The 20,139-nt window shown below is 73.0% G+C and carries 22 protein-coding genes; 8 read left to right on the forward strand and 14 right to left on the reverse strand.

The genetic code is table 11. The features are described 5' to 3' along the window. Positions 1–9: 9 nt before the first annotated feature. The 6 genes from rfaE2 to PKF00_RS18330 are packed head-to-tail and all read right to left on the reverse strand — an operon-like array spanning position 10 to position 7,003. Positions 10–1,368, reverse strand: a complete 1,359-nt coding sequence (rfaE2, locus tag PKF00_RS18305; RefSeq protein ID WP_271218754.1) for a D-glycero-beta-D-manno-heptose 1-phosphate adenylyltransferase — start codon at positions 1,366–1,368, stop codon at positions 10–12. Next, complete coding sequence (locus PKF00_RS18310; RefSeq protein WP_271218755.1) at positions 1,365–1,916, reverse strand: D-sedoheptulose-7-phosphate isomerase; 552 nt, start codon at positions 1,914–1,916, stop codon at positions 1,365–1,367. The genes rfaE2 and PKF00_RS18310 overlap by 4 nt, the downstream gene beginning before the upstream one ends. Positions 1,917–1,918: 2 nt before the next feature. Further along, positions 1,919–3,112: a glycosyltransferase gene (locus tag PKF00_RS18315; protein WP_271218756.1), complete on the reverse strand. Its 1,194-nt coding sequence runs from the start codon at positions 3,110–3,112 to the stop codon at positions 1,919–1,921. Continuing rightward, entirely contained in the window at positions 3,109–4,320 is a 1,212-nt protein-coding gene (locus tag PKF00_RS18320) for a glycosyltransferase family 9 protein (protein ID WP_271218757.1), read from the reverse strand. Before PKF00_RS18320 ends, PKF00_RS18315 begins: the two co-directional genes overlap by 4 nt. 11 nt (positions 4,321–4,331) lie before the next feature. After that, positions 4,332–5,366 (reverse strand): glycosyltransferase, encoded by a 1,035-nt coding sequence (locus PKF00_RS18325; protein ID WP_271218758.1) that lies wholly within the window; start codon positions 5,364–5,366, stop codon positions 4,332–4,334. Then, positions 5,363–7,003 carry a carbamoyltransferase family protein gene (locus PKF00_RS18330; protein ID WP_271218759.1) on the reverse strand — a complete coding sequence of 547 codons (1,641 nt, stop codon included), beginning with the start codon at positions 7,001–7,003 and terminating at the stop codon, positions 5,363–5,365. The genes PKF00_RS18325 and PKF00_RS18330 overlap by 4 nt, the downstream gene beginning before the upstream one ends. A 200-nt stretch (positions 7,004–7,203) precedes the next feature. Here PKF00_RS18330 and PKF00_RS18335 point away from each other — a divergent pair, with 200 nt between their 5' ends. The 4 genes from PKF00_RS18335 (at position 7,204) to PKF00_RS18350 (ending at position 9,991) form a co-directional block, all read left to right on the forward strand. Further along, complete coding sequence (locus PKF00_RS18335; RefSeq protein WP_271218760.1) at positions 7,204–7,824, forward strand: D-glycero-alpha-D-manno-heptose-1,7-bisphosphate 7-phosphatase; 621 nt, start codon at positions 7,204–7,206, stop codon at positions 7,822–7,824. Beyond that, positions 7,821–8,804 carry a glycosyltransferase gene (locus PKF00_RS18340; RefSeq protein ID WP_271218761.1) on the forward strand — a complete coding sequence of 328 codons (984 nt, stop codon included), beginning with the start codon at positions 7,821–7,823 and terminating at the stop codon, positions 8,802–8,804. Before PKF00_RS18335 ends, PKF00_RS18340 begins: the two co-directional genes overlap by 4 nt. A 30-nt stretch (positions 8,805–8,834) precedes the next feature. Then, positions 8,835–9,221 carry a hypothetical protein gene (locus tag PKF00_RS18345; protein ID WP_271218762.1) on the forward strand — a complete coding sequence of 129 codons (387 nt, stop codon included), beginning with the start codon at positions 8,835–8,837 and terminating at the stop codon, positions 9,219–9,221. 95 nt (positions 9,222–9,316) lie between these two features. Continuing rightward, positions 9,317–9,991 carry a DUF6766 family protein gene (locus PKF00_RS18350; protein ID WP_271218763.1) on the forward strand — a complete coding sequence of 225 codons (675 nt, stop codon included), beginning with the start codon at positions 9,317–9,319 and terminating at the stop codon, positions 9,989–9,991. 32 nt (positions 9,992–10,023) lie between these two features. Here PKF00_RS18350 and PKF00_RS18355 read toward each other — a convergent pair whose 3' ends face one another. The 3 genes from PKF00_RS18355 to PKF00_RS18365 all read right to left on the reverse strand — a co-directional run bounded on the left by PKF00_RS18355 (position 10,024) and on the right by PKF00_RS18365 (position 12,276). Further along, positions 10,024–10,995, reverse strand: coding sequence for an alpha/beta hydrolase (locus PKF00_RS18355; RefSeq protein ID WP_271218764.1), 972 nt, complete (start codon positions 10,993–10,995; stop codon positions 10,024–10,026). Between the two features lie 220 nt (positions 10,996–11,215). Beyond that, on the reverse strand, positions 11,216–11,398 hold the full coding sequence (locus PKF00_RS18360) for a hypothetical protein (RefSeq protein WP_271218765.1): 183 nt from the start codon (positions 11,396–11,398) through the stop codon (positions 11,216–11,218). A 209-nt stretch (positions 11,399–11,607) separates the two neighbouring features. Beyond that, on the reverse strand, positions 11,608–12,276 hold the full coding sequence (locus tag PKF00_RS18365; RefSeq protein ID WP_271218766.1) for an AIM24 family protein: 669 nt from the start codon (positions 12,274–12,276) through the stop codon (positions 11,608–11,610). 255 nt (positions 12,277–12,531) lie between these two features. Here PKF00_RS18365 and PKF00_RS18370 point away from each other — a divergent pair, with 255 nt between their 5' ends. Both PKF00_RS18370 and PKF00_RS18375 read left to right on the forward strand, forming a co-directional pair. Further along, positions 12,532–13,479, forward strand: coding sequence for an endonuclease/exonuclease/phosphatase family protein (locus PKF00_RS18370; protein ID WP_271218767.1), 948 nt, complete (start codon positions 12,532–12,534; stop codon positions 13,477–13,479). A 203-nt stretch (positions 13,480–13,682) separates the two neighbouring features. After that, positions 13,683–14,060, forward strand: coding sequence for a hypothetical protein (locus PKF00_RS18375; RefSeq protein WP_271218768.1), 378 nt, complete (start codon positions 13,683–13,685; stop codon positions 14,058–14,060). Between the two features lie 113 nt (positions 14,061–14,173). Here the strand turns inward: PKF00_RS18375 and PKF00_RS18380 are convergent, their stop codons facing one another. Continuing rightward, on the reverse strand, positions 14,174–14,551 hold the full coding sequence (locus tag PKF00_RS18380; RefSeq protein WP_271218769.1) for a hypothetical protein: 378 nt from the start codon (positions 14,549–14,551) through the stop codon (positions 14,174–14,176). A 293-nt stretch (positions 14,552–14,844) separates the two neighbouring features. Between PKF00_RS18380 and PKF00_RS18385 the strand changes: the two genes are divergently transcribed. Together PKF00_RS18385 and PKF00_RS18390 are read left to right on the forward strand one after the other, a co-directional pair. Beyond that, positions 14,845–15,519, forward strand: coding sequence for a RibD family protein (locus tag PKF00_RS18385; RefSeq protein WP_271218770.1), 675 nt, complete (start codon positions 14,845–14,847; stop codon positions 15,517–15,519). A gap of 16 nt (positions 15,520–15,535) precedes the next feature. Next, the gene (locus PKF00_RS18390) at positions 15,536–15,994 is read left to right on the forward strand and encodes a cytidine/deoxycytidylate deaminase family protein (protein WP_271218771.1); all 459 of its coding nucleotides are present in this window, start codon (positions 15,536–15,538) and stop codon (positions 15,992–15,994) included. On the opposite strand, the gene nhaA is transcribed toward PKF00_RS18390, so the two are convergent. From nhaA to PKF00_RS18410, 4 genes are all read right to left on the reverse strand, one after another. Further along, positions 15,984–17,822, reverse strand: coding sequence for a Na+/H+ antiporter NhaA (gene nhaA / locus PKF00_RS18395; RefSeq protein ID WP_271218772.1), 1,839 nt, complete (start codon positions 17,820–17,822; stop codon positions 15,984–15,986). The genes PKF00_RS18390 and nhaA overlap by 11 nt on opposite strands. A gap of 174 nt (positions 17,823–17,996) precedes the next feature. Continuing rightward, positions 17,997–18,713 (reverse strand): maleylpyruvate isomerase family mycothiol-dependent enzyme, encoded by a 717-nt coding sequence (locus PKF00_RS18400; RefSeq protein ID WP_271218773.1) that lies wholly within the window; start codon positions 18,711–18,713, stop codon positions 17,997–17,999. A gap of 57 nt (positions 18,714–18,770) precedes the next feature. After that, positions 18,771–19,460: a TetR/AcrR family transcriptional regulator gene (locus PKF00_RS18405; protein WP_271218774.1), complete on the reverse strand. Its 690-nt coding sequence runs from the start codon at positions 19,458–19,460 to the stop codon at positions 18,771–18,773. A 46-nt stretch (positions 19,461–19,506) separates the two neighbouring features. Further along, entirely contained in the window at positions 19,507–20,124 is a 618-nt protein-coding gene (locus PKF00_RS18410) for an NADPH-dependent FMN reductase (RefSeq protein WP_271218775.1), read from the reverse strand. Positions 20,125–20,139: the final 15 nt, after the last annotated feature.

Below are 20,139 nucleotides of genomic sequence, written 5' to 3' on the forward strand. Positions count from 1 at the left end.
CCGTCCCCGTCACATCGCCGCCCTGGCCGCGGCGATCAGGTTGGTCGTGGACCGTCCCGACACCTGGGGCAGGACGACGACCTTCCCCCCGGCCCCGCGCACGGCCTCGGCCTCCGGCAGGTCGGCCGCCGCGTAGTCGCCGCCCTTGACCCACACGGAGGGACGCAGCCGTTCGATCATCGCAGTGGGGGTGTCCTCCTCGAAGACCGCGACGGCGTCCACGCACTCCAGCGCGCGGAGCACCTCGATCCGGTCCTGCTCCCCGACCATGGGACGGCCCGGCCCCTTCAGGCGCCGCACCGACTCGTCGGAGTTGACGCAGACGACCAGCGCGTCGCCCAGCGCCCTGGCCCGGCGCAGCAGGCTGACGTGGCCCGCGTGCAGCAGGTCGAAGCAGCCTCCGGTGGCGATGAGCCTGCCCCCGGTCGCGCGGACCACCTCGGCGACCTCCAGCGCCGTGCGCGCCCTGTCCGCCAGCGGCGACGCGCGCAGCCTGAGCGCCGCCGCTCCCCCGCCCTCGACGAAGCGCGTCGCCTCCCCGACCCCGGACAGGACGGCCTCCTCGACGGTCGCGCCCTCGCTCAGGGCGAGCGTCGCGGCCCCGGCGAACCGGTCACCGGCGCCGCAGACGTCCCTGCCCGTCGAGCGGAACGGCGGCGGCACCCGCGCCGACCGGCCCTCCCGCCGCGCGAGCACGGCTCCCCGCGCGCCCAGCGTGACGGCCACCGCCCTCACCCGCAGGGAGCACACGAGGTGGCGGGCCGCCTGGTCGGGCGAGACGTACGGCCTGCCGCCCAGCAGCCGGGCCTCCGCCTCGCTCGGCGTGACCAGCGAGCACCCCGGCGGCGGCGCGGGGCCTCGCGGGTGCGGGTCCCAGACCAGCGGCGCGGACACCTCCCGCAGGACTCCGCCGAGCACCTGCGCGACCCCGAGACCGTAGTCGGACACCAGCACCGCACCCGCGTCCCGCAGGAGGCCGGCGACCCGGCGGGTCCGGTCGCCCTCGGCGACCGTCGCGGCCCGCCCGTCGCCGGTGTCGATCCGCAACAGGGTCTGTCCGCGCGCGCGTATCCGGGTCTTGACGCAGGTCGTCCCCGCCGTCGGCAGCCTGACCACCTCGACCCGTCCGGAGAGCAGCCCCAGCAGGCTCCTGCTCTGCGGATCGTCCCCGAGGGCGGTGACCAGGACCACCTCCGCGCCCGCCTGGGCGGCGAGCACCGCCGCGAGACCGGCTCCGCCCGGGCGGCGGTGCTCCCGCCCGCCCACGACGACGGGGACCGGGGCGTCGGGGCACAGTCGTTCCGCCTCGCCCTCGACGTCCACGTCGAGCAACGTGTCCCCGACCACGACGATCGGCCTGGCACTCATCGGAGGGCCTCCTCCACGGCGTCGCAGAGCATGTGGATCACGGCGAGGTGCACCTCCTGCACGGTGGCGGTCTCCTCCGCGGGAACCGCCAGGGCGTCGTCGCAGCACGCGACGAGCGGATTGGGCGCGGGACCGGTCAGCGCCCAGGTCGCGACGCCGCACTCCCTCGCGGCGTCGGCGGCGGCCAGGACGTTGCGGCTCGCCCCGCTGGTGGAAAGGCACATCAGGACGTCACCCGGCCTGCCGTGGGCGCGCACCTGGCGGGCGTAGACCTCCTCGGCCCCGAAGTCGTTGCCGATCGCGCTGACGGTCGAGGTGTCGGCGTGCAGCGGGATCGCCGCGTAGGGCTCCCTGTCGGCCCGGTAGCGGCCGACCAGCTCGGCGGTCAGGTGCTGGGCCTCCGCGGCGGAGCCGCCGTTGCCGCAGACGAGCAGCCTGCCGCCGCCGGTGAGCACGGCGGCGAGTTTGCGGCCCCACGTGGAGACGACCGCCGCGTCGGCGTCCACCGCGGACAGGGCGGCGCTGAGTCGCGAAAGATGCGGGTGCACGGTCAGCCTCCCACCACGGCGATCCCGGCCCTGCGGCCCGTGAGCGCGGCCAGGTAGACGGACTCGGTGCGCGCCGCCACCTTCGGCCAGCCGTACCTGGACCGGGCGCGCCGCTCGCCCGAGGCCGCGAGCGACGCCCGCAGGTCGGGCCGCTCCAGCAGGTCGCGCAGGGCGCGGGCGAGGACGTGGGGACGGCGCGGAGGCACCAGCACCCCGCACCCCGCGACCGTGTCGAGGTGACCGCCGACGGCGGAGGCGACCACGGGGACCCCGCAGGCCATCGCCTCGACCGGGACCATGCCGAACGGTTCGTACCAGGGCACGGTCACCAGCGCGTCCGCCGAGCGCATGAGCGCGGGGACCTCGGCCCTGCCGACGCTGCCGAGCAGCCGGACCCGGTCCGCCAGGCCGTACGCCGCGGCCATGCGGACCAGCCGCCTCGCCTCGTCGTCCTGCGGCGTGCCCCCCGCGACGAGGAGTTCGGCGTCGGGCACCCGGCTCAGGGCCTGCACGACGGTCTCCAGGCCCTTGCGGGGAACGACGCGGCCGACGCTGAGCACACGCGGCCTGGGCCCGCGGGGAGCGACGGGTCCGTCGGGGCTGAAGAGGTCGAGGTCGACGCCGCAGGGCACCACGGCGATCCGGTCCACGGCGACCCCCATCCGCAGCAGCTCGGTCACCTCGTCGCGGCAGGTGGCGACGACCGCGCAGACCCGCCGCCCGATGCCCGCCTCGGCGGCGATCCGCTCCGGCGGGCTGGTGTCGGCCGAGCCCTGCCAGCGCCGCTTGACCGTGCCCAGGGCGTGGAAGGTCTGCAGGACCGGGACACCCAGGTCACGGGCGGCCTCCAGCGCCGCCAGCCCGCTCATCCAGAAGTGGGCGTGCACCACGTCGGGCGGCCTGTCCGCCCACCTCCGCGCGAGGTGCGCGCCGAAGTCGGCCATGTACGGCAGCAGCTCGTCCTTGGGCAGTTCGGCGGCGGGACCCGCGGGGACGTGTTCGACGGTCAGCCCGGGTCCGGCGCGGACCGTGTCCGGCTGGGCGGCGGCCGTGCGGCGGGTGTGGACGGTGACCTGGTGCCCCCGTTCGGCGAGCGCGGCGGCCAGGGCCGCGACGTGGACGTTCTGCCCGCCCGCGTCGACCCCGCCGACGGCCGCGAGAGGGCTCGCGTGTTCCGACACCATGGCGATCCTCAATGGACGTCCTCCTTCGCGAACGCCAGGCGGCCGACCGCCTCGACGACGGCGGCACTCGGCACGGACGACAGGCAGGGATGGCCGGGAACCGGACATGTCCTGGCCCGGCTGTCCCGGCAGGGGGCGCGCTGGTCGCCGAGCACGACGAAGGGCACCCCGTAGGGAGCCCAGCGGCCCGCGGGGACCACGGGGGCGAAGAGGCTGACCACGGGGACGCCGACCGCCGCCGCGAGGTGGGCGGGCCCCGTGTTGGCCGCGACGACCACGTCGGCTCCGGCGAGCACCGCCGCGAGTTCGGCGAAGGTCGTCCTTCCGCCCAGATCCGTGACCGGCCCCCGGGGTCCGCCGTCACCGGTCCCGGCCGCGGCTCCCGCGCCGGCGAGGTCGTGCGATCCCCGGCCGGTGAGGTCGTGGAACGGGCCCGGCCGTACCGCGCCGCAGGCCACCCTCGCGGTGAGCGCGCGCTCGTCGGAGCCGCCGGTCACCACGACCCGCCATCCGGCGCGGACCAGGTCGCGGACCGCCCGCGTCCAGTTGTCCGCGGGCCAGGCCCTGGCCTGGGCGGACACTCCCGGATGCACGACCACGTAGCCGGGCGGCCCGGTGAGGTGCTCGACCGCGGGCAGCGGACGCCGTACGGCGAGCCTCCCGTCGTCGCCGGGGGGAAGCTCGAATCCCGCCGCGCGGGCCAGGCTCAGCATGCGCTCGGCCTCGGGCACGTCCACGGTCTCGTCGACGACGTGCCGCACGTCCAGCAGCGAGCCGGGGTAGTCGGCGCAGATCGCGGCGATCACCGGCACTCCCGCCAGTCTCAGCAGCAGGGCGAGCGGCAGCGGCGACTGGTGGAAGGAGGTGAGGATCAACGCCGTCTCGGGGGCCGTCGCGCGAACCGCCTCGATCAGCCGTGCGGCGTGCCCGCCGGTCATCGGCGGCGGCTCGGGGTCGATCCACGGCGTCCGCCACTCCAGCACCCTGGAGACGCAGGGCAGCAGCCCCGCCGCCGCCCTGCCGTTCGGCCCCGCCAGCAGCACGACCTCCTTCGCGCCGTGGGCGACCGCCCTGATCGCGGGGCCCGCCAGCAGGACGTCGCCCGCGTTGTCGGTGCGCGTGACCAGAACCGTGCCCTCGACGGCGGCTCCGACGACGGCCTTCAGCGCGCCCGTCACGGTGGCGGGCCCGATGACGGGTGCGGTGAAGGCGTCCGCCATGAGGAGGCCCCTCATCGGCGGACCCGCAGTTCCCCGCCGAGGCGGCGCGCGCAGGCCACCGGAGGGATGAGAACGCTCGTGACCGTCATCCACCCGATCTCCTCGGTCGTGCGCGGCCCCGGGGCGATGCGGGACCAGGCGAACTCGGCCGTGAGGGCCAGCCAGCCCGCCCCCGCCACCGCCGCGGCGGCGCGCAGGCCTCCTGTGCCGCGGCCTCGTCCTCCGCTCACGGCCAGACCTCCCGCGAGCAGGCTCAGCAGCCCGAGGCCCGTGGTCAGGGCGTGCCCGCGCAGCCGTCCCCGGCCGCCGCCGACGGCCGCGCGCCAGCCGGGGCCGTGGACGCGGCGCATCAGCGCGTCGTCGGCGTTGCCGCGCTGCCTGCGGACGCTGGCCCACGGACCGTCGTCACGGATCGGGTGCCTGGTGACGCGCCTTCCCCTGACGAGCCGGTAACCGGCCGCCAGCGTCCGCAGCGCCAGGTCGGCGTCCTCCCTGTAGGCGCGGGGGAAACGCTCGTCGAACCCGCCGGTCGCCTCCAGCGCGGCACGCCGGTAGGCCATGTCGGCGGTGATCCACTCGGCGTTCGCCAGCCCCGCGGTGTGGCGTTCGGCGTCGGTGGGCCTCCTGCCCTCCGGCAGGGGCACCTCGATGCGTCCCTGGCTGCCGCCCACGTCCTCCGGCAGGCCCGTGAGATCCTCGCGCAACGCCCGCCCCCATCCCGGGGCGGGCACCACGTCGTCGTCGAGGAAGACGACCCACGGCGTCTCCGCGACCCGCCATCCGGCGTTGCGCGCCGCCGCCGGCCCCCGCCCGCCGGAACGCACCACCCGGATCCCTCGCCCCGTCCCGCCGGGGGAAACGGGGGGCCCGGCGGCCTCCAGGCCCGGCAGGCCGGGTGTTGCGGCTCCGCGCGGTCCCGCGCCTCGGCCCGTCGCCTCGCCTCCCCCTCGGTCGTCGACCACGACGACGTCCAGATCGGCGTCGAGGGCCGCCAGGGTCTCCGCGAGGCTGGGTCTGCCGATCGTGGGAATCACCACAGTGATCATGAAGCGAACGCCTCCCCCCTGCGGACCAGGTACGGTCCAAGGGCCAGCACGTCGACCGGCGCGGAGCCGAAGCACTCGAGGGCGTCGCGCGGGTCGTCGACCATGGGCCGCCCCGCGGTGTTCAGGCTGGTGTTGACCACCACGGGAATCCCGGTGCGGGCCTCGAACTCCTCCAGCATCCGGGCCAGCAGCGGATCGACGGCCCGGTCGACGGTCTGGATCCTGGCGGTGCCGTCAACGTGCACCACGGCCGGGATCAGCTCGCGCCAGCCCGGGCGCACGTCGTGGACGAACAGCATGTACGGGCTCGACGCCGGTCCCCGGGTGAAGATCTCGCAGGCGCGTTCCGCCAGCACCATCGGGGCGACAGGACGGAACTGCTCGCGCCCCTTGACGTCGTTGAGCCGCTCGGTGTTGCCCGCCCTGCCCGGGTGGGCCAGCAGCGAGCGGTGGCCGAGCGCGCGCGGGCCGTACTCCCCCCGTCCCTGGAACCAGGCGACGATCCGGTCGGCGGCCAGCTCGGCGGCGACCGCGGCGGCGAGGTCGGCGGGCCGCTCGTACGGCACTCGCGCGACCTCCAGCCAGGCGGCCAGTTCTCCGTCGTCCCAGGCTCTGCCCAGGTCCGCGCCGGGCATCGGCGCGGCGGGCTCGCCGTGGGCCTGGGCCAGGTGCAGCGCCCCGCCCAGCGCGGTCCCCGAGTCCCCCGCCGCGGGCTGCACCCAGATGTCCTCGAACGGACCCTGCTCCAGCAGCCGGGTGTTGGCCACGCAGTTGAGCGCGACCCCGCCCGCCATCGTCAGGAACCGTTCCCCGGTGCGGGCGTGCAGCCAGCGGGCCAGCTCCAGCAGCACCTCCTCCAGACGCGCCTGCACGCTGGCGGCCAGGTCGGCGTGCTCGCCGTTCCATGCCTGGCCGGGGCGCAGCGCCTTGGCGTAGCCGCCCCAGTCGATCGGCTCGACGCGGAAGCCTCCGTCGCCGGTGGGGTGGATCAGCTCGCGCAGTTCCGCCAGGAAGCGCGGCCGCCCGTAGGAGGCCATGGCCATGACCTTGTACTCGTCGCTGGAGCGCAGGAATCCCAGGTGCGCGGTGACCTCCTCGTACATCAGCCCGAGCGAGTGCGGCAGTTCCTGGGCGGCCAGCACGGTCAGCTCGCCGTCGCGGTAGTGCCCGGCCAGGTGCGAGACCGCCTCGCCCCTGCCGTCGCAGACCAGGACGGCCGAGTCCCGGTACGGCGCCGCCAGCCCCGCGGAGGCCGCGTGCGCCACGTGGTGCGGCACGTACCGCACCTGGGCCGGGTCCAGCCCCGGCAACGCGGTGGCCAGGAAGGCCGGGGCCCGCCGCGCGTAGGCGGTGCGCAGCTCCTCCCAGCGCTCGTCCAGTCCGCCCTGTCCCGGGCGCACCAGGTCCGGGTCGTAGGAGTAGGCGACGGCGTCCAGGTCCTCGGGGCGCAGCCCCGCCTGCTTCAGGCACCACGCGGCGGCCTGCTCCGGCAGCTCCCAGGCGGAGAACGGAACCGGGCGCTTGCCGTGCTTGCGGCGGCTGAAGCGCTCCTCCTCCGCCGCGGCCACCACTTCCCCGTCGACGACCAGCGCGGCGGCCGGATCATGAAAGATCGCGTTTATCCCGAGAAATCTCATGGACTCGCCTCTCGTGTGTAACTCGATAACTACCGAGAGAAGCGGTTCTCAAAACTGGAGATGAGGGAAAAGTCCTGGTAAGAGCGTTGAATATCACCAAATATCACTCTCTGTGATTTTCACGGCGGGCTGTACGCCTCACCGTGGACCACCCGCCCCGCCCGCGAGAAGCGGGCTGGACAAGCACTCCGGAGGCGCCCGTGCCGAACCGCGACCGCCCGGCCGCCGTCCTGTTCGACCGGGACGGCACACTGATCGCGGACGTCCCGTACAACCGCGACCCCGACCTCGTCGCCCCCCTGCCCGGAGCCCGCCACGCGCTGGACCGGCTGCGCTGGGCGGGCGTGCCGGTGGGGGTGGTCACCAACCAGTCGGGGGTGGCCAGGGGGCTCATCCAGACGCGGGAGCTGCGCCGGGTGCACGCCCGGGTAGAGGAGCTCCTCGGCCCGTTCGACGTGTGGGCGGTCTGCCCCCACGACGAGGACGACGGATGCGGCTGCCGCAAACCCGCCCCCGGGCTCGTGTTCCGGGCGGCGGCCGTCCTCGGGGTGAGCGCCCGCGACTGCGTGCTCATCGGGGACATCGGGCGGGACGTGGAGGCCGCCCGCGCGGCGGGGGCGCGGGGAATCCTCGTGCCGACCGCGCAGACCCTCGCCCGGGAGATCCAGGACGCGCAGGAGGTCGCCCACGACCTCGCCGACGCCGTCGACAGGGCGCTGCGCCCCCGCCCTCCGGCGTCGGGGACGGCCCGCGAGAGGGCCGCAGCGGCGAGGGCGGCACGTGAGAGGGCCGCGCGTCCGGAATCGGAGGCACTTCCGTGAGAATCCTGCTCTGGCACGTGCACGGGTCGTGGACGACGGCGTTCGTCCAGGGGACCCACGAGTACCTGGTGCCGCTCGTGCCCGACCGGGGCCCCGACGGGCGCGGCCGGGCGCGGACCTACCCCTGGCCGGGGACGGTGCGCGAGGTGCCGTGGGACCGGCTCGGCGACGAGGAGGTCGACCTGGTCGTCCTGCAGCGCCCCCACGAACTGGACCTCGCCGGGCGCTGGCTGCGCAGGCGTCCGGGACGGGACGTGCCCGCCGTCTACGTCGAGCACAACGCCCCTCCCGGGGACGTCCCGCGCACCCGGCACCCGCTGGCGGAACGCGACGACATCCCGCTGGTCCACGTGACCCACTTCAACGAGCTGTTCTGGGACTCGGGCAGGGCTCCCGCCCTCGTGGTCGAGCACGGCGTCGTCGACCCCGGGCACCGCTACACGGGCGAACTCCCACGTGTGGGCGTCGTCGTCAACGAGCCGGTCAGGCGCGAACGGGTCGCGGGCACCGACCTGCTGCCGAGGTTCGCCGCGGCGGCCCCGCTCGACGTCTTCGGCATGAAGGTCACCGGCCTGCCCGACCTGCTGGGCGTGACCGCCGGAACCTTCGAGGACATGCCCCAGCGCGCGATGCACACCGAGCTCGCCCGGCGGCGCGTCTACCTGCACCCCTACCGGTGGACCTCGCTCGGCCTGTCGCTGATCGAGGCCATGACGCTCGGCATGCCCGTCGTGGCGCTGGCCACGACCGAGGCCGTCGAGGCGGTCCCCCCCGAGGCGGGGGTGATCTCGACCCGTGTCGCCACCCTGACCGACGCGCTGAGGGCGTTCGTCGCCGACCCCGTGCTGGCCCGCAGGTCGGGGGAGGCCGCCCGCGCCGCCGCGCTCGCCCGTTACGGCCTCGGACGGTTCCTGTCCGACTGGGACCGGGTGTTCGCCCTGGCCACGGACGACATGGCCGGGGCCGGATCGCGAAGGTGACGTGTGCGATCTCCGGGGTAGGGGGGGCCGATGAGGGTTCGAGCGGTGCTGGTCGTGTCAGTCCTGGCGGTGGCGCTCTCCGGTTGCGCCTCCGAGGAGAGGTCCCCGGCGGAGCAGGCGGTGACGCGCTTCTACGCCGCGGTGCACGACCGGGACGGGTCGCGGGCCTGCTCGCTGCTGACCCCCGAGGCCGCCGACGGGCTGAGCGTCGGCGGCCAGAGCTGCGCCAAGACCGTCCTGGAGCTCGACCTGCCGGGCGGCCAGGTGCGTGAGGCCGCCGTCTGGGGAGACGAGGCCCAGGTACGGCTCACACGGGACACCGTCTTCCTGCACCGTTTCCCCCGGGGCTGGCTGGTGCGGGGCGCGGGCTGCAGGCCGCGGGGCGACCTGCCGTACAGATGCGAGGTGAGGTCCTAGAAATGCGCACCATGTTCGTCATCACGGTGACCGTCATCGCGGTCGGCTTGGTCTACTTCTTCGCCATCGGTCTTCTGCGCCGCTAGGGAGGGTTCATGAGACGCTTCGTCAAAGACAACGCCCTCAGCCTGTTCTTCCTGGTCACGTTCCTGATCGCGCTGGCGGGCCAGTCCGTCGCGGGCACGGCCGACGCCAACGACAGGCGGCTGGCCGACGGCGGGGCGACCATCTCCTGGTCGCAGTACGTCACCTCCTCCGACTTCGCGGTCGACGTCGCGGAGAACTGGCAGTCGGAGTACCTCCAGTTCCTGCTGTTCATCCTCGCCACGGTCTGGCTGGTGCAGCGGGGCTCCCCTGAGTCGAAGAAACCGGGCGAGGAGGGCGGGGAGAGCGACGCCGAGCAGAGGACGGGGCGGCACGCGACGCCCGGCAGCCCCGAGTGGGCCAGGGCGACCGGGCTCAGGCAGACGCTGTACGGCAACTCCCTCGGCCTGGTCATGGGCACGATCTTCGTGCTGTCGTGGCTGGCCCAGTCGGTCGCGGGCACGGCGAGCTACAACGAGCAGCAGTTGTCGCAGCTGCAGGACCCGGTGAGCTGGGGAGGCTATGTGATGTCCCCCGACTTCTGGGACCGCACCCTGCAGAACTGGCAGTCGGAGCTGCTCGCCGTGCTGTCGATGGTGGTGCTCTCCGTCTACCTGCGCCAGCGCGGCTCACCCGAGTCCAAGCCCGTCGGCGCGCCTCACGGGGAGACCGCCGCCGAGGGCTGACAGGCGCGGGGCCCTCAGCCCTCGGCGGGCCGTCAGCCGTGCAGCGCCTCGCGCAGCGTGTGCACGGCCAGTGCCATGGCGGCCCGGTTGGCGTGGGTGTCCCGCAGCAGGTCGACCATGGCGAAGTCGTGCACCATCCCGGCGAGCCGTACGGCGGTGACCTCGACCCCGGCCTCACGCAGCTTGGCCGCGTAGGCCTCGCCCTCGTCGCGCAGCACGTCGGCCTCGCCGTTGAGCACGAGCGCGGGCGGCAGGCCCCTGAGCTGGTCGACGCTCGCGCGCAGCGGCGAGGCGTGGATCTCGGCGCGCTGGCGGGGGTCGGTGGTGTACTGGTCCCAGAACCACCGCATGCCGTCGCGGTTGAGGTAGTACCCCGTGGCGAACTGCTGGTAGGACTCGGTGTCGAAGTCGGCGTCGGTGACCGGGTAGAACAGGACCTGGGCCACCAGGCTCACGTCGCCGCGCTCCTTGGCCATCAGGGTCAGCACGGCGGACATGTTGCCGCCGACCGAGTCGCCGACGACCGCCATGCGCGAGGCGTCCAGGCCCTTCTCGTCGCCGTGCCGCGTCACCCACTGGGCGGCGGCGTAGTTCTGCTCGATCGCGGTGGGGTACCTCGCCTCCGGCGAGCGGTCGTACTCGGGGAAGACCACCGCCGCGCCGGCGCCGACGGCCAGCTCACGCACCAGGCGGTCGTGGGTGTGGGCCGACCCGAAGACCCACCCCGCGCCGTGGATGTAGAAGATCACCGGCAGCGTGCCGGTGGCCCCCCTGGGCTTGACGACGCGGACCGGCACGACGCCCGTCGGACCGCCATGCACCTGGATCCACTCCTCGTCGACCTCGGGCTTCGGCACGCTGTCGTCGGACTGCAGCTTCTCCAGGATCTCGCGGCCCTGCTCGGGCGGAAGCTCGTAGATGAACGGGTGCTTGGAGTTGGCGTCGGCGAAGTCCTGGGCCGCCTTCTCGAGCACGACCTTCTTGCTGCTGACGGTGCTGGTCACGGTTCTTCCACCTCCGGTGTGTCCTGCGTGCGGGCCCGCCGCTCCACGCCCCGCCACGAGGGCGCGGGCGCCTCCCGCCGGGAACGGCGCCATGCGCTTGGTTACCCCGCCCGAACATCGAAAACCGGACAAAACACCATCTTTATCTCACACGCCTAGAAAGCATGCCAAAACTAAATGGAGCTTTAAAAACCAGCGAAAGATATGGCACTCCGGGAATTCATCGGGATTCAGGACCGGAATCCCCGGAGTCCGCGACCCCCTTGCGGTCGTCGGGGATCTGCGGCTCCGGGCCCTGCGGATCTATGCCCGCCGGGGCGTCCGCGCCCGCCGAGTCCTCCCGGTCGTCCGGCACCTGGGCAGGCGGCTCGCCTTGCGTGCTCTCCGGATCGGTCTCGGTCATGAGGATCCTCCTCCTCGTCCGCGAGGCCCCCTCGCCGCGCGAGAGCACGCGGCGCGCCGTACGGCGGGGGCCGTGATCATCGACGTACGAGACTGACATATCCTCCATGTGGCGACTTAAAGCACTCGCCGGTAAACATCTCCTCAAAGGGGGTCCACCTCGGCGGCCGAACACCCCGGGGAGGCCCCTCCCCGCGACGTTCCCGAGGGTCAGCCGTTGTTCTGCGGAAGGACCGGTCCCTCGCTGGCCTGGACGAGGACGAAGCCCTGCCCCTGGAAGGCGAGCTGCGCCGCCTCGCCGCTCCCCCTGCCGATGAGCGCCCCCGCCTTGAAGGTACGGTTGACCCCCACCCGCAGGCCCGCGCTCCAGCACACCGCGGACTGACTGTCGGCGAAGGTGGGAGCCCGGGAGGCGTCGAGCAGCACCGGCGCGCCGTGCGCGGTGACGGCCACCCAGCCGGTGCCCTGGACGGTGGTGTTGAACAGGCCGCCGGTGGCGACGCCCGCGCCCTGCACACGCTGGATGTCCCAGGTGAGCTGCGGGTCGAAGGCCAGCAGGTTGGTCCCGTTGACGGTGATCGCCTCGTTCTCCAGATAGAACAGGTGCACGTCGTCGGCGTTGTCCGCGAGGAAGAGCAGTCCCTGCCCCTTGACCCGCATCAGGGGCGCGCCCTCACCGGTGACCATCTTCTTCAGGAACCGCCCGACGCCTCCCGACCCCTCGTAGTCGAAGTCCATCTGGCCCTGGAACGCCACCATCGACCCCTGGCGCGCCAGCACCTCCCCGTTCAGATGCACCCTCAGCATCTTGGAGTTCTGCAGGGCGAAGTGGCCGGGGACCTGCCCCTGGTCCAGGTTTCCGAAGAACGAGCTACGCACGGAAGCTGCCTTTCAGCGTCGAAGGGAGTACAGCGGATGTGACGAACGGGACGGCGTGAGGGTTCCGTTCCGCGAAGCGCCCGGATACAGGAGCCGTCCCGGGACCTTGCCCGCGGGAGCGGGGAACCCGGTGTCCCGGCCGGGCGCGGGCGGGGCAGGAGTGGGGCAGAGGCGCGGCGAGAACGCCCACATGTCCTCGGATAACCAGGCGAATCTCCACAGGATCTGCACGAAGGTTCGTTACGCTGCCGCTCCATGATCAAGTCGACATGGATGAGCGTACTGGTCTGGTTACTCCTCGCTCCGTTCACCGCGTGGGCCGCGCTCCGGATCACCACCTGGATCCCCACGTGGCAGTGGATCGCGCTGATCGCCTTCACCCCCTACGTGGCGGCGGCCTCCGCGGTCCCGCTGCTCCTCGCGCTGGGGCTGCGCCGCTGGGCGGCCTCGGCCGTCGCCCTCGCCACGAGCGTGACGCTCGCGGCGGTCGTGCTCCCGAGGCACTTCACCGACGGCAACCCCCCGGCGGGCGACCAGCGGCTGCGGGTGCTCGCCTCGAACCTGGCGGTGGGCGCGGGTGAGACCGCGTCGCTGATGAAGCTGGTGCGCGCCCTCGACCCCGACGTGCTCACGCTGCAGGAGCTCACCCCGGACGCGCTCAAGAGTCTGGAGAGGGCGGGACTCCGCGAGCTCATGCCGTACGCCGTCGACCGGTCAAGGGGCGGGGGGCGGGGTTCCGGCATCTACTCGAAGCACCCGCTCTCCGAGAATCCCATGATCGAGCAGGGTGGGTTCCGGCAGGCGCGGGCCGTGCTGAGGCATCCCGGCGGCCGTGAGATCGAGGTCGTCTCCGTGCACCCGTGCGCGCTGCGCTACGACTCCAAGGTGCCGTGCTGGTCCGACGGGCTGGAAGCGCTCCCGAGGGGAGGCGACCGGTTGCGGGTGCTCGCGGGCGACTTCAACGCCACCCTCGACCATCCGCCGATGCGCGCCCTGCTGGAGGGCGGCTACCGCGACGCCGCGGACGTGACCGGGCGGGGACTGACTCCGACCTGGCCGCAGCAGGGGTGGCAGTCCGTTCCCGGCGTGACGATCGACCACGTGCTCGCCGACTCGCGGATCGCCGTCGACGCCTTCAGCGTGCACGCCCTTCCCGGCACCGACCACCGTCCCGTTTTCGCCGAGCTCACCCTGCCTCGTTGAGGCGAGCTCACCCTGCCCCGTTGAACGGTGAAAAGCGGCGTTATACGGCACACGTCCAGCGCGTTTCGCCGGAGGCGCAGGTCGAGGCGCGTGCCGTACGGCCGAGACGATGACGCGCGCCTATCGACAGGGCCGGAACCGCGATTAATGATCGTAAATAATCGCGACTGCCATCAGGGCAGCGCCCTGCCCAAGGAGACGATGTGACCGTCGAGATCGCCGGTTGGCTGTTCCGCACCATCAATCACGAGGTCGCCGGAGCCGAAGCCCTCGCAGCGGAGACCGACCTCGTCACCGTTCTCGGTGAGAAGACCCTCGGGCCCGGGGGCGGCAAGAGGTTCATCGACCACATCAGGTCCAACAGCGAGGCGAAGATCAGAATCGTCGAGATGTTCACCAGGAACCGCGCCGTCATCGACGGGCTGGAGGACCGCATCCGCGAGGGCGAGAGCCTCACGGCCGACGACGCCCATCTCCTGGCCGTGGCCGCCATCAAGGACGAGGTGCTGTCCGAGGCGATCACGGAGACCGCGTACGGCTACCGCTTCCGTCCCGGCTGGAAGGAGGAGTGGAAGCCCTGACCCCCGGCTCCCCACCCCTCTGACGCCCGTCGAGGACGTTCACCGGGACCGGCCCGTCGCCCCGCCGGTGTGGTGAGCGGCCCCGGCGCGCCGAGGATCGCGTGGCAGGCGCGTCAGGAGAACGCGTAGCACTCGACCTCGGCGCGCCGGTACGTCAGGCCGCCGTCCACCGAGCTCTTCACGCAGCGGCGCTCCGCAGGGCTGAGATCCAGCGGGCCGCACACGGCCACCCCGGCGTACTCTCGGCAGTCAAGGCCCGGGTTCTCCTCACCGGTCACCTGGTAGTTCTCGCTGACCATGGCGCGGCAGGCGGCGCGGCGCCGCTCGGTGTCCGCGTACTCGCACTGGTTGAGGAGCGTCTGGTACTGCGACTCGCTCACCGGCGTCTTCTTGGCGCCCCTTGCCGGCTGCGCCTGCGCCGTGGTCCCTGTGGCGACGAGCCCAAACGTGGTGATCATGAGTAGCGCCGCGGCGGCGATGATGCGTTTCATGACGGCCCCCCCTGAACCAGCCCCCTGAACCAACAGTATCCGGCGCAAGGCAAAGGACATTCCGGGGGCGTGGAGACGGGCTCGTCCTGCCCGACGGAGCGCTCCCGCCCGGGGCACGGCCGCGCGTGCGAGCTCTCACGGGGGAACGTAGGGTTTACGGAAACCGGACGCCCGTCCCCGAGGAGCGCCCGTCCGGCGGGAGGCTCGCTCCCGGGGGGCGGGCCGGGGAGACCTGCGGGGCGAAGAGGACGGGCACACGCCGGCAGGACCGGGGAGAGCGAGCGGGAGGCGACATGGGCGAGCGCCCCTATGTGCTGCTCAGCTGCGCGATGTCCGTCGACGGATACATCGACGACGGCACGCGGGACAGGCTCATGCTCTCCAACGAGGAGGACTTCGACCGCGTCGACGCGGTGCGCGCCGGCTGTGACGCGATCCTGGTCGGGGCGAACACCGTCCGCCGTGACGACCCCCGGCTGCTGGTCAGGTCACCGGCCAGGCGCGAGGAACGCCTCGCGCGGGGGTTGCCGTCCTCCCCCGTCAAGGTGACGCTGAGCACGACGGGAAACCTCGACCCCGCGAGCCGCTTCTTCACCGCCGGCGACGCCGAAAAGATCGTTTACGCCGCGTCGCCCGCTGTGGACGGGCTCACCGCCCGCCTCGGCGCGATCTCGTCCGTGGTCGACGCGGGGGATCCCCCCGACCTCGACCGTGTCCTGGCCGACCTGGCGGGGCGGGGGGTGCGCAGGCTGATGGTCGAGGGCGGCGGCTCGGTCCACACCGCGTTCCTCAGCGGGGACCTGGTCGACGAGCTGCAGCTCGTCGTCGCGCCGTTCTTCGTCGGGGATCCCGGTGCGCCGCGCTTCGTCCACGACGGCGACTTCCCCCGGGACTTCCGCAGGCGCATGGACCTGGCGGACGTCAGGCGGATCGGCGACGTCGTCCTCCTGCGTTACCTACTGCGATGAGAACCTCAGGAAACCGATGAACGACCACGACTGGCTGCGGCTCGCCTGCGAGCTGGCCCGGCTCTGCCCGCCGTCCCCGACCGCCTTCTCCGTCGGCGCGGTGGTGGTCGACGCCGACGGGCGCGAGATCGCCCGGGGATACTCACGGGAGAGCGATCCCCACGTGCACGCGGAGGAGTCGGCGCTCGCCAAGATCGCCCCGGACGACCCCCGGCTGCCGGGCGCCACCGTCTACAGCAGCCTCGAACCCTGCAGTCGTCGCCGCTCCCGCCCGCGCCCCTGCAGCCGTCTGATCGTGGACAGCGGCGTCCCACGGGTCGTGATGGCCTGGCGGGAGCCCCTGCTCTTCGTGGACTGCCACGGCGCGGAGGAGCTCGCGGCCGCGGGCGTCACCGTGGTGGAGATCCCGGAGCTCGCCGAGGCCGCGCGGGAGCCGAACGCGCACCTCCTGTCAGGAGGGCCGGCTACGACCTGATCGCGGCCCGCGCGCGGGCGAGCCGTACCGCGGAGGACAGCGTGTCGATGTCGTAGGCGCCCTGGTGCCGTCGCCCGTTGAGGAAGAACGTCGGCGTGCCGGAGACGCCGCTCAGGTCGGCGGAGTCGACGTCCTCGGCGATCCTGGCCGCTCCCGCGCGCGCCCGCAGGTCGCGGCGGAACCGGTCGACGTCGAGCCCGAGCTCCTCCGCGTGGCGCACCAGGTCGGACGGCTTGAGGTCGTCCTGGCTCTCCAGCAGCCGGTCGTGCATCGACCAGAACGCGCCCTGCCCCGCCGCGGCCTCCGCCGCCTCGGCGGCCAGCTGCGCGCGCGGGTGGACGTCGTTGAGCGGCAGGTGCCGCCAGACGTAGCGGAGGTCGCCGAAGTCGGCCAGCAGGTCACGGACGACGGCTTCCGCCCTGCCGCAGTACGGGCACTCGAAGTCGCCGTACTCGACCATCGTCACCGGCGCCTCCCGCGGCCCTCGCACATGGTCGCGGCCAGGGTCGACCGGCACGGCCAGGTCGACGACGGTCTCGGCCGTCCCCAGCAGCGCGCGGATCCGCAGGGGCTTCGGCAGGAACGCGGTGGCGCGGGAGAGCACCCAGGTCAGGGCCGAGGCGCAGACCGCCGCGCAGAGCACGCCGACCTTCGCCTCCTCCAGTTCCAGGCCGCGGAAGGCGATGGTCGCGACGAGCAGTGACACGGTGAAGCCGATGCCCGCGATCGCGCCGCCTCCCACGACGGCGGCCCACCCGACAGGGGGGCGCAGGCGTCCGCCGCTGAGCCGGGCGACGAGCCACGCGGCGCCCGCGACGCCGACCGGTTTGCCGAGCACGTAGGCCAGCAGGACGCCGAGCGTGATCGGCGAGGCGAGGGCGCGGCCGAGGAGGTCCGCGTCGACCTTTATCCCGGCGTTGCAGAGCGCGAACAGCGGGACGATCACGTAGCTGGTCCACGGGTGGTACAGCCGCTGCAGCCGCTCGTTCGGCGAGATGGCCGACGCCAGGCCGACGCGCACCGACCGTTCGAGCTCGGGCGTCGGCTGCTCGCGGAACAGCCGGAACAGGCCGCTCGCGCGTTCGAGGTCGGTGCGGGCCGCCGGATAGGCGTAGGTAAGCAGCCCCATCGCCAGTCCGACGACGAGCGGGTCGACGCCCGAGACGAAGAGCGCCACCCACGCCGCCGCGCCGAGCAGCACGTACACCAGCCCGTGGCGCACCCCGAGGGCGCGCACGACCAGGACGACGGCGAACGTCCCGAGCGCGGCCACGAGCGGGGGCAGCGTGATGTCGCCGCTGTAGACGGTCACGATCACCACGAGCGCGACGATGTCGTCGACGACGGTGACGGTGAGCATGAAGACGCGCAGGCGGTCGGGGAAGCGCGCCCCGACGAGGGCGAGCATTCCGAGGGCGAACGCCGTGTCGGTCGACATCGCCGCGCCCCAGCCGTAGGCGGAGGGAAGACCGGCGTTCACGCCGAGGTAGACCACGACGGGGACGACCATGCCGCCGATCCCGACGAGCACCGGCAGGGCGGCCCTGCGCCGCTCGCGCAGGTCGCCCATGTCGAACTCGCGACGGGCCTCGAGCCCGACGACGAAGAAGTAGAACGTCATCAGCCCGCTGTTGACCCAGCCGCGCAGGTCCTGCGACACGACCGCGTCCCCGACGCTGACCGCCAGCGGCGTCCGCCAGAGGCCCTCGTACGACGACGGGGCGAGGTTCGCCCAGGCGAGCGCGGCGAGCGTCGCGGCCAGCAGGACCGCGGCGCTGCCGGTCTCGGTGCGCAGGAACTCGCGAAGCGGTGTCTGGAGATTACGCACCCAGGCTGTTCGTCCGGAAAAGGATGATCTGGGTTCTTGCGATCCCGTCATCCGGTAATTCTTTCCCACCCGAGAAGCGGGCCGGAGGGTGGCTTCCGTTCCCCCGTCCGGCCTTCGCGCACAGGGCGTCCGGCGCTCAGGCCGAGTCGCCGGGCGAGGCCTCCGTCCGGCCCCTCAGGCCAGGCACCGCAGGGCGGCCCTGACCCTGCGGTCCATCGGGTAGTCGTCGGGGAGCCTGCCGACGGTCGCCTCGACGAACACCGGGACGGGCAGCTGCTCGCTCGTGTCGTTCACGTGCACCCAGATCCGCTCCGCGGTCGGCTCGACCTGGGCGTGCGACCCCTGCTCGCCGAGCACGAACGTCGCGACCCTGGCCCGCCACCAGGCCCGTTCCCCTTCCTCCTGCTCGGACACGGGCGCCCCGACGTCGTCGGCGTGGGTGGCGTACTCGGAGTCGTAGTGGAAGGTCTGCAGCCCGACCGGGTACGGCCCCGCCAGGGTCTGCAGCCCCGCGTCGCGGCCGAGCGCCCGCATGCGCCTGCGCGTCTCGCCGTTCGCCTCCCGCCACTCCTCGAGCACCCGCTCGACGGGCAGGTCTCTGCGGCGGCGCACGCACCAGTCGTTGAAGGCGTTGAAACCGCCCTCGACGCCCTCGCGCTTGAGCGTCGCGGAGAACCCGTCGAGGTCGTCGTCGAGGCAGGCGTGGTTGTACAGCTCCTCCCCCGCCAGGTGTCCCAGGACGTCCCTGACGGACCAGCCCGCCGCCCGGGAGGGGCGGTTCCAGCCCTCCTCGTCGAGCTGGGAGAAGTAGCGGTCCAGACGGTCCGCCTCGGCGTCGAAGATGTCGAAAGGGTCGAGATCCGCCAGGGGATCCTTCGATGATGAGCTCATGTCATGAGCGGTACCCCGCGGACATCGTGCGCAACAGCGGACGGAACGCCGGAGGGGTCAGCGAGGCGAGGTGAGATATGCCAGGCAGGCCCTGGACACCTCGCCCCTCAGCTGCTCGACCGACTTCGGCAGCCCCTCCCCGCCGCCCAGGCCCTGAGCGGTGAGGAAACTGCCGAGGGACATGTGGAACACCGTCAGCAGGGCCGCCTCGGGATCCTCGTGACGAATCTCGTCCCTGTTGCGGAACACGGCCTCCCTGAACGAGACGAAGAGCCGCTCACGCGCGCGGAGCTTGCGCGCCCTGACGTGCTCGTCGTCCGTCGAGTGCCCGGCGAGGGGGTGCACGGCCTGGCGGGCGACGTCCTCGGACAGGCAGGTGACGAACGCGCGCACCACGTCCGCCAGGGTCATGCCGGGATCGCGCAGCCGCTCGGCCAGCTCCTCCTCCAGATGGGTGAGGACGAGGTCCCCGACGGCCCGCATCAACCCCTGCTTGCCGTCGAAACGGCCGTAGATCCCGCCGATGGAGATCCCGGAGGCCTCGGAGACGGCCGCCATGGTGAACCCGTCCGCCCCGTCACGTGCCAGCACCGCTCTGGCGGCCTCGAGGATCTGCAGGGCGGAGCGACGGCTGCGGCGCTGCTGGGGCTGCTCGAGAAGGCCCTCGTGCAGGCCGGGCAGCCAGGAGCCTCCCGCGTGCCCCTCGTGGCCGTCGCCCTCTCGGACGGTCGCCGAGCCTCCCGACATGCCGATCCCCTTCGCCCCCGCGAAACGCGAGGGTCGTCGTCAACCCTCAGAACATCCTCAACACGGTATCAGTATCCGAAGCCGCGTTCTGATGTGCGCCGCGCACCCCGGCGGGCCTGGGAACTCCTCCCTGACCGCAGACCTCGAGCCCGACCGTCCGCAGCTGGGCCGTCACGCGGGCGTCCGCGCCGCCGGGGCCGAGGCGGGACTCCGCCGAGTTGATCGCGGCCCCGAGAGGGGTCGGCCAGCCGCGCAACGCGTGCACGATGGTCCGCAGGGCCTGCAGCGTCGTGACGGCCGCCTGCCAGCCGTACGCCGTGGTGACGCATCCGACCGCCCTGCCCGTCAGGTAGGGGCGCACGTCGTCCCTGAGCTCCTCGGCGTAGTCGAGGGCGTTCTTCACCAGTCCGGAGACCGACCCGTGATAGCCGGGAGAGGAGACGATCACCCCGTCGGCCGCGCGCAACGCCTCGACGAGACGCCGCCCTGAGACCCTCGCGGGCCGCTCCGGGTCGTACATGGGCAGCCGGGCGAGATAGTCCGCGCCGAACAGCTCCGTACGGGCGCCGGCCGCTTCGGCGGCGTCGAGGGCGATGCGGAGGGCGGTCTCGCTGGAGGAGGAGGCGCGGAGGGTGCCCCCGAGCCCGACGACAAAGGGCTGCATCTTCACTGTCTCCTC

The sequence above is a fragment of the Streptosporangium carneum genome, from assembly GCF_027922005.1.
Classification (GTDB): domain Bacteria; phylum Actinomycetota; class Actinomycetes; order Streptosporangiales; family Streptosporangiaceae; genus Streptosporangium; species Streptosporangium carneum.

Coding starts and splice junctions, on each gene's coding strand:
- PKF00_RS18320 (WP_271218757.1), bottom strand. CDS start 4,320: ATGGCGGACGCCTTCACCGCACCCGTCATCGGGCCCGCCACCGTGACG.
- PKF00_RS18380 (WP_271218769.1), bottom strand. CDS start 14,551: ATGAAACGCATCATCGCCGCCGCGGCGCTACTCATGATCACCACGTTT.
- PKF00_RS18400 (WP_271218773.1), bottom strand. CDS start 18,713: ATGAGCTCATCATCGAAGGATCCCCTGGCGGATCTCGACCCTTTCGAC.
- PKF00_RS18345 (WP_271218762.1), top strand. CDS start 8,835: ATGAGGGTTCGAGCGGTGCTGGTCGTGTCAGTCCTGGCGGTGGCGCTC.
- PKF00_RS18390 (WP_271218771.1), top strand. CDS start 15,536: ATGAACGACCACGACTGGCTGCGGCTCGCCTGCGAGCTGGCCCGGCTC.
- rfaE2 (WP_271218754.1), bottom strand. CDS start 1,368: ATGAGTGCCAGGCCGATCGTCGTGGTCGGGGACACGTTGCTCGACGTG.
- PKF00_RS18360 (WP_271218765.1), bottom strand. CDS start 11,398: ATGACCGAGACCGATCCGGAGAGCACGCAAGGCGAGCCGCCTGCCCAG.
- PKF00_RS18330 (WP_271218759.1), bottom strand. CDS start 7,003: ATGAGATTTCTCGGGATAAACGCGATCTTTCATGATCCGGCCGCCGCG.
- PKF00_RS18370 (WP_271218767.1), top strand. CDS start 12,532: ATGATCAAGTCGACATGGATGAGCGTACTGGTCTGGTTACTCCTCGCT.
- PKF00_RS18410 (WP_271218775.1), bottom strand. CDS start 20,124: ATGCAGCCCTTTGTCGTCGGGCTCGGGGGCACCCTCCGCGCCTCCTCC.
- PKF00_RS18325 (WP_271218758.1), bottom strand. CDS start 5,366: ATGATCACTGTGGTGATTCCCACGATCGGCAGACCCAGCCTCGCGGAG.
- PKF00_RS18385 (WP_271218770.1), top strand. CDS start 14,845: ATGGGCGAGCGCCCCTATGTGCTGCTCAGCTGCGCGATGTCCGTCGAC.
- PKF00_RS18405 (WP_271218774.1), bottom strand. CDS start 19,460: ATGTCGGGAGGCTCGGCGACCGTCCGAGAGGGCGACGGCCACGAGGGG.
- PKF00_RS18350 (WP_271218763.1), top strand. CDS start 9,317: ATGAGACGCTTCGTCAAAGACAACGCCCTCAGCCTGTTCTTCCTGGTC.